The organism is Ralstonia sp. A12, from assembly GCF_000801955.1.
Taxonomy (GTDB): Bacteria; Pseudomonadota; Gammaproteobacteria; order Burkholderiales; family Burkholderiaceae; genus Ralstonia.
The window spans coordinates 1-9316 of record NZ_JSZO01000041.1 but is presented as its reverse complement, the minus strand read 5'-3'; the positions used below and the strand labels follow the sequence as shown (position 1 = coordinate 9316).

The following is a 9316-nucleotide window of genomic DNA, read 5'->3' as shown; positions in this document are numbered from 1 at the left end:
CAAAGAAAGTGAGTCAGCCCCAGCAGGGGCTGAAACAGGGGATGGACCACCAAGGCAAAACTCCAAAAAACTAGCCGTGCCGCCGCGCAGCCAGAGCAACCCCACCCACCAACAACAGCGCAGCCACCACCTCCAACCCATGAGGCAACCGCCCCTCATAAACAAATCCATAGAGGAGCGCAAACACCGTTTCAAACACAATCATCTGCCCCGACAGCGTCAACGGCAGTTTCCGGCTGGCGGCATTCCACAGGCTGTTGCCAAGCACTGAAGCCCCCAACGCCACACCCGCATTGATCAACCAGAACAGCATCCAGGCAGAGGCGGGCTGAGCAGAGGCCGTCGCCATCCCCGGCATCAGGAACGCCGGCACCGCCAGTGCCAGCGACAGCGCCCCCGTTGCGATGCCCGTCAGCAATGACCACTCCCGGCTTGTGAACTGCGGATGCCTGCGCAAATACCGCGCATTGCACACCGCATACACCGTCCAGCACGCCAGAGCGCCCGCCGCCATCAGCAGGCCGATGAAGTACGCACTGCCGCCAGCATCCGCATGCAGGGCCGGCGCATCCAAGTAGATGCACACCACTCCCGCCACGGCCATCAGCAGCGGCAGCGCCAACCGCCGCAACGGCAAGCTGCCATGCTCAGCCGCGCCCGCCAGTGTGACCGTCACCGGCAGCAGCCCGACAATCAACGACACCGGCGCCACGCCCGCGCGCTGCACACCACCCGCCACGCACAGGTAGTACAGCAGGTTGCCCGGCAGTGACAGCAACAGCAGCGCCCCCCAATCACGCCGCGTCGTCTTGCGCCACAGCGTGCGCCACATGGGCAATGCCAACGCAAGCGAGAGCACGCCATACAGCACGTACCGCGCCGCCGACAGCGCCAGGGGCGAGAACTGCGGCAGCATCTTGGGCGCAACAAAAATGATTCCCCACAGCGCACCCGCGGCCACGCCGCAGCCCAGGCCCATGAGGTGGTCGCGCCGTGTTTCGTGTTGCATGCGGTGCTGCGGTTGTGCAAGGTGCGTTGCGGTGGAGGTGTCGCCAACAGCCATGTGAAGCCTGGTCCGTGAGATCAATCGAACCGGCACTTTGCGCGTGCGCGCGGCGCCCGTCTTGGTGAAGACGGCTGCGCTTTGGCAAAAACGGAAACGGGAGGGGTGAGGTTCAGCCGCGTCGCACAGCCGCGGGCGTGATGCCGTGTGCAGCCTTGAGGTGACGCGTGAGCGCGCTCTGGTCGTAGTAGCCGGTGCGTGCGGCAACTTCGGCGATGGGCAGTGCAGTGGTTTCGAGCAGCGACAGCGCGTGGCCCAGCCGCACTTGCGCCAGGCGGGCGTGCAACGTGGTGCCATACGCCGCGCGGAACAGCGTGGCGAGGCGCCGCGTGCTCAGGCCGACATCGGCGGCGAGTTCATCGATGGTCAGCGGATCGGCATAGCGCTGGTCGATGGTGCGCCAGGCCTGTTCGGCGCGTGCATCGGTGCGGGCGTGCAACTGCGTCGATTGATTGGCCGGATGCGCGGCCAACGTCGCCAGCGCGAGGGTCGACCACGCAGTCGCCAGCGTGGCATCGAGCACGGGGCCGGCATGCGGCGCATGCGCGCTCTGCAGCCACGCCGTCAGCGCGCGCAGCCCTGGCGTGAGCGGAAAGAACACGTGGTCGGCCAAGCCACGCAGGTCCGGTGCTTCAACGGCTTGCGCAGCGATGTCGAGCACGATGAAGGTATTCGTGCCGGCGGCTTCAAAGGCATGCGTGGCATCGGCGGGGATAAGCGCGGCGTGGTGCGTATCGACGCAGCCGCCGCGGCCGTCCACGTCCATCTCCAGCACGCCGCGCGCAGGCATCACGACTTGCACGAAGTCATGGGTGTGAGGCGGGGCGGCGAGGCCGTAGGTGCGGAAGTCCAGCATGATCGGGCGAGGATAGCACCGGCGTCCGCCCAAAAAAATACCCGGTGAAGGCACCGGGCTCAGAACTTTCACGGACGAGGATCCGTGAGAAGAGGAACGCGCACATCGTGCGCTGCGCGCGTGACACCGACGTGTCAACGGCTATTCCTCGGCAATGGTCACGATGTTCGGATAGAACGCGAGCATGCCGGCCACCTGTTCGGCTGCCGGGATAGGGTGTTCGTACGTCCAGACCGCGTTGGTGGCGCGTTCGTCGCCGGCCACGATGGTGTAGTAGGACGCCTGCCCCTTGTAGGGGCATCGGGTGTGATGCTGGGTGCGCTCCAGCAGGTTCATCCGCACGTCGTCGCGCGGGATGTACAGCACTGGCGGAAGCGAGCGCTCACGCAAGGTGCGTGCGGCCCGCGTGTCGGCGATGGTGTGGCCGTTGAAGGTGACCGTTACGCGGCGCGGGTTGATTTCAACAGCGATGGGGGAGGCGAGTTCGGTATCGGGCATGCGGTGCTCCTGCAACCGTGGAGGGCCCCGCGCAGGCGGGGTGTCCTTCCACTCTAGTGGATAGCCGCCTACCGTGTTGGACGGTGCCGATGTGACCCGTGCTTACCAGTGTGTCTCGCTCTCGGGCGTGGATGACACACGGTGGATGGCCAGGTCGGCGCCCATGAACTCGGCCTCGCGATCCAGCCGCAAGCCAACGATCTTGCGCAGCGCGCCGTACACCACCGTGCCGCCGATGAGCGCGATCACGATGCCGCCCGCGGTGCCTGCCACCTGCGCCCAGAACGACACGCCGCCCAGGCCGCCCAGCGTCTTCAGGCCGAAGATGCCGGCAGCAATACCGCCCCATGCGCCGCACAGGCCATGCAGCGGCCACACGCCGAGCACGTCGTCGATGCGCCAGACGTTCTGTACGCGCGTGAACATCCACACGAACAACACGCCCGCAATGCCACCGACGGCCAACGCGCCCAGCGGGTGCATCACGTCAGAGCCAGCGCACACTGCCACGAGGCCGGCCAGCGGCCCGTTGTACGAGAAGCCCGGGTCATTCTTGCCCATCCACCACGCGGTGAGCGTGCCGCCCACCATCGCCATCAGCGAGTTGATGGCGACCAGGCCGCTCATCTTGTCCAGCGTCTGCGCGCTCATCACGTTGAAGCCAAACCAGCCCACCGCCAGCACCCAGGCACCCGCGGCCAGGAACGGGATGTTCGACGGCGGATGCGCGGCGATGCGGCCGTCGTCCTTGTAGCGGCCGTGGCGCGCGCCGAGCAGCAGCACCGCCGGCAGCGCAATCCAGCCGCCCACTGCGTGCACCACCACCGAACCGGCAAAGTCGTGGAACTCCGCGCCCGTCATGGCCTGCAGCCAGTGCTGGATGCCGAAGCGCTCGTTCCAGGCAATGCCCTCGAAGAACGGGTAGACGAAGCCCACCAGCACGAAGGTCGCCGCCAGTTGCGGCTCGAAGCGCGAGCGCTCGGCAATGCCGCCCGAGATGATGGCCGGGATGGCTGCCGCAAAAGTCAGCAGGAAGAAGAACTTCACCAGCTCGTAGCCGTTCTGCTGCGCGAGCACATCTGCGCCAGTAAAGAAGTTGACGCCATAGGCCACGGAATAGCCGATGAAGAAGTACGCGATGGTCGACACGGCAAAGTCGACCAGGATCTTGACCAGCGCATTGACCTGGTTCTTCTTGCGGACGGTGCCCAGCTCTAGGAACGCGAAGCCGGCATGCATGGCAAGCACCATGATCGCGCCCAGCAGGATGAAGAGCGCGTCGCCCCCGGTTTTGATGGTGTTCATTATGGTTGTCGTGCGGGTTGGGACCAGCGCCGTTCAAGTGCAGGATGCCCTCAAATGACGCAAAAGCCGCCGACAGATGCAAAAGTTGTTCCAACTCTGTGCAAAAGCGTGATTTGCCGCACCAGAGCCGTGCGTGCGACCAGTGAGGCGGCGGCGCGCACAAGATGAGCCCGATTTCGGTGCGTGAGTGCCTTGATTTGGTGCGGTCGATGCGCGGTATGCGCGTAGATGGTGCGCCCTGCGTCAGGGCTTGGGCGTCGACACGGCAAAGGAGGTGGCCACGGCCGTCCAGAGCGGCTCATAGCGCTGCCGCAGGACACCGGCTTGTTCGGGCGACGCGGCGGGGGATTGCATGTGCAGCATCACCAATGCGCCGTCGGTCGGGACGATATAGACGCGGCCGATGAACGTGTTGCTCGTAGCGCGCGGCGCGTGCGGGCCGGGGGCATCGCCGATGTAGCTGGCCCAGACGCCGGGGCGCCCGCCGAACGACTGCGTGCCCCAGCCCGTCATCCGGCAGGGCAGTGCCACGGCTTGCCGGATGGCATCGCGCATCCAGCGGGGCTCGCGGTTGTCGGAGACGGCTTCGGGCTCGCCTTCGGTGGGGCGCACGATCAGCTCAATGCGCGAGAGCCCTGCGCCGCCCTGGTTGGCCCACGCGCCAATCGCTACGCGGGCCGGATCGGGTTTGCGCGGCGCGGTGGGCGGTACGCGCTCCCAGGAAAACGGCAAGCGCAGCGCCAGGTTCGCGCCGTTCGCGTTCGGCCAGTCAGAGAGCGTGATGCCTTGCGTGAAGCGGCTGGACAGTTCTTCCGCGGGGCGGTCGTCGTAGACCACCGCCAGCAAGGTCTGCAGCGTTGCGCGGTCCTGACTGCCCTGGGCGCGCTCTGCCACGCGCTGGGCCAGGGCATGGGCAGTCTGCGGGGTTTGCGTGGACACCGCCACGCTGGGCTGGTGCAGGTCGAGCGCGCGCTCGATCAGCAACTGGCGCTCGTCATCTGTGAGCGGAATACCGGCGATCAGGCGGCGCGTGCGTGCCAGCGCCTGCGGGAAGGTGTTGTCGAACTGGTTGCGGGCGCGGATCAGCTCTTCACGCTGGCTGGGAAACCGCTGGATGGCGCGGTCCAACGCCTGCGTCTGCACAGTCAGGAAGCCAAGCACGCTGATCAGCCCGGGGATGGCGCCAGGCGTGTAGTCCCACGCCAGCGCGTGGCCGGACCACGCCAGCAAGGCGGTCAGACACCAGCGCATCGTTGCGCGGCTTGGCATTGGAATATCCCCCTGTGGCCGGACCCGTTTCCGGCCGAAGTCCGACTCTAACGATAGGTATGGATTGTGCGCAAGACGGGGCTTGCACGGAGACAAAGCTGGTCAGTTCTGTCTTTCAGTTTGCGCAAATCGGGGGCGGCGGGGCGCTTGGCTTTATTTGAATGAGTAGCCCACGGTGACCATGAAGCCACTCGTCCAGAAGAGCTGGACCTCGGTGCGGAACTGGCCGGCCTTGTAGCCCAGCGCCGGCAGGATGCCTGGCGAGAAGCCCTTGTAGTTGAGCGGCACCTTGTTCTGGAACTCGCCCTTGTAGCCGTGCAGGAGGCCGCCGGTCAGCTTGCCGTAGAAGTTGGACTTGCCCAGGTTCCACAAGTACCCGCCGTACACCAGCTGCGTGGGCTGCCCGAACGAATTCTGGAACGCGGCCGCGCCCACCAGCCAGCCGTTGTCGCGCCGCCATTCGACGCCCAGCAGCGGTGAGTACTTGATGTAGTGGTCATCCCGGCTGTAGTGCATGTTGTACACGCTGGCCTGGACGGAGATTTCGTCACCGGGTTCAAAGATGTCGGCAAGCGCGGGTGATGCGCTGGCCAGAAGCGCGGCGCCAATGGCGACGCTGCGAAGCCTTGTGATCAAAGAAGATGAAATAACCATGTGTCGTCGACACGCCGGAGCCCGAGGGCCCGCACGGCCCTTGCGCGGGGCCGACGTGATTTCCTGTGATTTGTGTGGAGGAAATAGTCGACGATGTCGGCTGACGTTTCTGTAAGAACGGTCCTAAAAATAGGAATCGGCTTACGCGGCGGGGTGTCGCCGGGGTGTTGCAGGCGGGCGGGTTGACGTTTACGTAAGCCGCGAAAATACTGTCTCTTCGCCCCTGGCCGGCACACCGCACCTTGTGCGGCGCACAAGTCATCCCACGCCGGCGCCCACTTCAACAAGGTGGAGACATGACTGATCTTTCCGCAGCCCGCGCAGCTGATCCGACGCCCGCCAGCGAGCCCGCGCCGGTACGCAACAAGGTGCGCTTCGTGACGGCCGCCTCGCTGTTCGACGGGCATGACGCGTCGATCAACATCATGCGGCGCATCCTGCAGTCGATGGGCTGCGAGGTGATCCACCTCGGGCATAACCGCTCGGTGGATGAGGTGGTCAACGCCGCGCTGCAGGAGGACGTGCAGGGCATTGCCGTCTCCAGTTACCAGGGCGGCCATGTTGAGTACTTCAAGTACATGATCGACGCGCTGCGTGCGCGCGGCGGCGAGCACATCCAGGTGTTCGGCGGCGGCGGCGGGGTGATCGTGCCCACAGAGATTCGCGAGCTGCAGGACTACGGCGTCGCGCGCATCTACAGCCCGGAGGACGGCCAGCGCATGGGCCTGGCCGGCATGATTGCCGACATGGTGCGGCGCTGCGATATCGATCTCTCCACCTACGCGCCCGCCACGCTGGAGCCAGTGGCCAATGGCGATCGCCGCGCGCTTGCGCAGTTGATTACTGCGCTGGAAGCCGGTCGCGCCGATCCGGCCTTGCGCCAAGCCGTGTTGGAGCGTGCGGCCACGGTGCACACACCGGTGCTCGGCATTACGGGCACGGGCGGCGCGGGCAAGTCCTCACTCACCGATGAGCTGATCCGTCGCTTCCGGCTCGACCAGCAAGACCGGCTGCGCATCGCCGTCATCTCGATCGATCCATCGCGGCGCAAATCAGGCGGAGCGCTGCTGGGGGATCGCATCCGCATGAACGCGATCAACCATCCGCACATCTTCGTGCGCTCGCTGGCCACGCGTGAGGCGAGCAGCGAGATTTCCGACGCGCTGCCCGATGCGATTGCGGCGTGTCGTGCGGCGGGCTTCGACCTGATCATCGTCGAGACCTCCGGCATCGGCCAGGGCGATGCGGCCATCGTGCCGCATGTTGATCTGTCGCTGTATGTGATGACGCCCGAGTTTGGCGCCGCCAGCCAGCTGGAGAAGATCGACATGCTCGATTTTGCCGACCTGGTGGCGATCAACAAGTTCGACCGCAAGGGCGCGCAGGATGCGTGGCGTGATGTGGCCAAGCAGGTGCAACGCAACCGCGAGCAATGGCACGCCCGGCCAGAAGACATGCCGGTGTTCGGCACACAGGCCTCGCACTTCAACGACGATGGCGTGACGGCGCTGTACCACGCGCTGGCCGATCGGCTGACCGAGCGCGGTATGGCGCTGGCCGAGCGCACGCTGCCGCGCCCTGAGGGCAAATGCTCCACCAGCCACGATGCGATCGTGCCACCCGCACGTGTGCGCTATCTGGCAGAACTGGCCGACACCGTGCGCAGCTACCACCGCCGTGTGCAAGCGCAGAGTTGCCTTGCCCGCGAGCGCCAGCAACTGCAAGCGAGCCACCGCATGCTGGAGCAGGCCGGCGCCACGGTGCAGACGCTGTCCGCGCTGGAGAAGCAAGCGGTTGAGCGCGACGCGCAGATCGGTGCAACCGAACGCAAGCTGCTCGCCATGTGGCCCGACCTGCGCCGTGCGTACTCCGGCGACGAATACGTCGTGAAGATCCGAGACAAGGAGATCCGTACCGCGCTCACGCACACCACGCTCTCCGGCACCACCATCCGCAAGGTGGTGCTGCCGCCGTACGAAGATGACGGCGAAGTGCTGCGCTGGCTGATGCGCGAGAACGTGCCGGGCAGCTTCCCGTACACCGCCGGCGTGTTCGCGTTCAAGCGGGAGAACGAAGACCCCACGCGCATGTTCGCCGGCGAGGGCGATGCCTTCCGTACCAACCGGCGCTTCAAGCTCGTCAGCGAAGGCATGGACGCCAAGCGCCTGTCTACCGCCTTCGACTCCGTCACGCTGTATGGCGAAGATCCGGCCGTGCGCCCCGACATCTACGGCAAGGTCGGCAACTCGGGCGTGTCCATCGCCACGCTCGACGACATGGAAGTGCTGTACGACGGCTTTGACCTGACCAGCCCTGCCACGTCCGTCTCCATGACGATCAACGGCCCCGCGCCGACGATTCTGGCGATGTTCATGAACACCGCAATCGACCAGAACCTCGCCAAATTCCGCGCGGATAACCACCGCGAGCCGACGGCAGACGAGGAGGCGAAAATTCGCGCGTGGGTGCTGCAGAACGTGCGCGGCACGGTGCAGGCCGACATCCTCAAGGAAGACCAGGGGCAGAACACCTGCATCTTCTCGACCGAGTTTTCGCTCAAGGTGATGGGCGATATTCAGGCGTATTTTGTGCACCAGCAGGTGCGCAATTTCTACTCGGTGTCGATCTCGGGGTACCACATTGCCGAGGCCGGAGCGAACCCGATCTCGCAACTGGCCTTTACGCTCGCGAATGGCTTCACGTATGTGGAGGCGTACCTCGCGCGCGGCATGCACATTGATGATTTCGCGCCCAACCTGTCGTTCTTCTTCTCCAACGGCATGGACCCGGAATACAACGTGCTCGGCCGCGTGGCCCGCCGCATCTGGGCGGTGACGATGCGCGACAAGTACGGCGCGAATGAACGCAGCCAGAAGCTGAAGTACCACGTGCAGACGTCCGGCCGATCTCTGCACGCGCAGGAGATTGCGTTCAACGATATCCGCACGACGCTGCAGGCGCTGATCGCGATCTACGACAACTGCAACAGCCTGCACACCAATGCGTACGACGAGGCCATCACCACGCCCACGGCGGAATCGGTGCGGCGCGCGTTGGCCATTCAACTCATCATCAACCGTGAGTGGGGGTTGGCCAAGTGTGAGAACCCGAACCAGGGCAGTTTCATCATCGATGAGTTGACTGACCTAGTGGAAGAAGCCGTGCTGCAGGAGTTCGAGCGGATTGCCGAGCGCGGTGGTGTGCTGGGGGCGATGGAGACGGGTTACCAGCGCGGCAAGATTCAGGAAGAGTCGATGCTGTATGAGCAGCGCAAGCATGATGGCTCGCTGCCGATCATCGGGGTGAATACGTTTCGCAATCCGGAGGCTGAGAACGTGGTGCCGCCGCATATTGAACTGGCGCGCTCAAGCGAGGAAGAGAAGCAGAGTCAGCTCACGCGGCTGGGGGAGTTTCATGCACGGCATGCTGGGGAGTCGCCCGCCATGCTGCAGCGTTTGCAGCGGGCGGTGATTGAGGATCAGAACGTGTTTGCGGTGTTGATGGAGGCGGTGCGGGTTTGTTCTTTGGGGCAGATTACGCATGCACTGTTTGAGGTTGGCGGGCAGTATCGGCGGAATATGTAGTTGGTCTTTTTGTTGGTGGTGCATCCCTTGTTTCATCCCCTGCCGGGGCTGACTCACTTTCTTTGTTGGGCTTGTCAGCTTTTTTGT

At 64.8% G+C, this 9316-nt stretch carries 7 protein-coding genes; 1 reads left to right on the top strand and 6 read right to left on the bottom strand.

All coding sequences use genetic code 11. From position 1 onward, the window contains the following. Positions 1–70: 70 nt before the first annotated feature. The 6 genes from PI87_RS27285 to PI87_RS27260 form a co-directional block, all read right to left on the bottom strand. Positions 71–1063 (bottom strand): DMT family transporter, encoded by a 993-nt coding sequence (locus PI87_RS27285; RefSeq protein ID WP_039600884.1) that lies wholly within the window; start codon positions 1061–1063, stop codon positions 71–73. Between the two features lie 112 nt (positions 1064–1175). Beyond that, entirely contained in the window at positions 1176–1919 is a 744-nt protein-coding gene (locus tag PI87_RS27280; protein ID WP_039600883.1) for a helix-turn-helix domain-containing protein, read from the bottom strand. A gap of 141 nt (positions 1920–2060) precedes the next feature. Further along, on the bottom strand, positions 2061–2417 hold the full coding sequence (locus PI87_RS27275; protein WP_039600882.1) for a DUF427 domain-containing protein: 357 nt from the start codon (positions 2415–2417) through the stop codon (positions 2061–2063). 102 nt (positions 2418–2519) lie between these two features. Further along, positions 2520–3722, bottom strand: a complete 1203-nt coding sequence (locus PI87_RS27270; protein ID WP_039600881.1) for an ammonium transporter — start codon at positions 3720–3722, stop codon at positions 2520–2522. Positions 3723–3965: 243 nt separating this feature from the next. Beyond that, positions 3966–4991 carry a hypothetical protein gene (locus PI87_RS27265; RefSeq protein WP_039600880.1) on the bottom strand — a complete coding sequence of 342 codons (1026 nt, stop codon included), beginning with the start codon at positions 4989–4991 and terminating at the stop codon, positions 3966–3968. 153 nt (positions 4992–5144) lie between these two features. Further along, the gene (locus PI87_RS27260) at positions 5145–5627 is read right to left on the bottom strand and encodes a hypothetical protein (protein WP_052321802.1); all 483 of its coding nucleotides are present in this window, start codon (positions 5625–5627) and stop codon (positions 5145–5147) included. Between the two features lie 314 nt (positions 5628–5941). On the opposite strand from PI87_RS27260, the gene icmF reads away from it, so the two are divergent. Further along, entirely contained in the window at positions 5942–9229 is a 3288-nt protein-coding gene (icmF, locus tag PI87_RS27255) for a fused isobutyryl-CoA mutase/GTPase IcmF (protein ID WP_039600879.1), read from the top strand. Positions 9230–9316: the final 87 nt, after the last annotated feature.

Excerpts from the sequence above, each read along its gene's own strand:
- PI87_RS27285 (WP_039600884.1), bottom strand. The coding sequence starts at position 1,063 with ATGGCTGTTGGCGACACCTCCACCGCAACGCACCTTGCACAACCGCAG.
- PI87_RS27280 (WP_039600883.1), bottom strand. The coding sequence starts at position 1,919 with ATGCTGGACTTCCGCACCTACGGCCTCGCCGCCCCGCCTCACACCCAT.
- PI87_RS27275 (WP_039600882.1), bottom strand. The coding sequence starts at position 2,417 with ATGCCCGATACCGAACTCGCCTCCCCCATCGCTGTTGAAATCAACCCG.
- PI87_RS27270 (WP_039600881.1), bottom strand. The coding sequence starts at position 3,722 with ATGAACACCATCAAAACCGGGGGCGACGCGCTCTTCATCCTGCTGGGC.
- PI87_RS27265 (WP_039600880.1), bottom strand. The coding sequence starts at position 4,991 with ATGCCAAGCCGCGCAACGATGCGCTGGTGTCTGACCGCCTTGCTGGCG.
- icmF (WP_039600879.1), top strand. The coding sequence starts at position 5,942 with ATGACTGATCTTTCCGCAGCCCGCGCAGCTGATCCGACGCCCGCCAGC.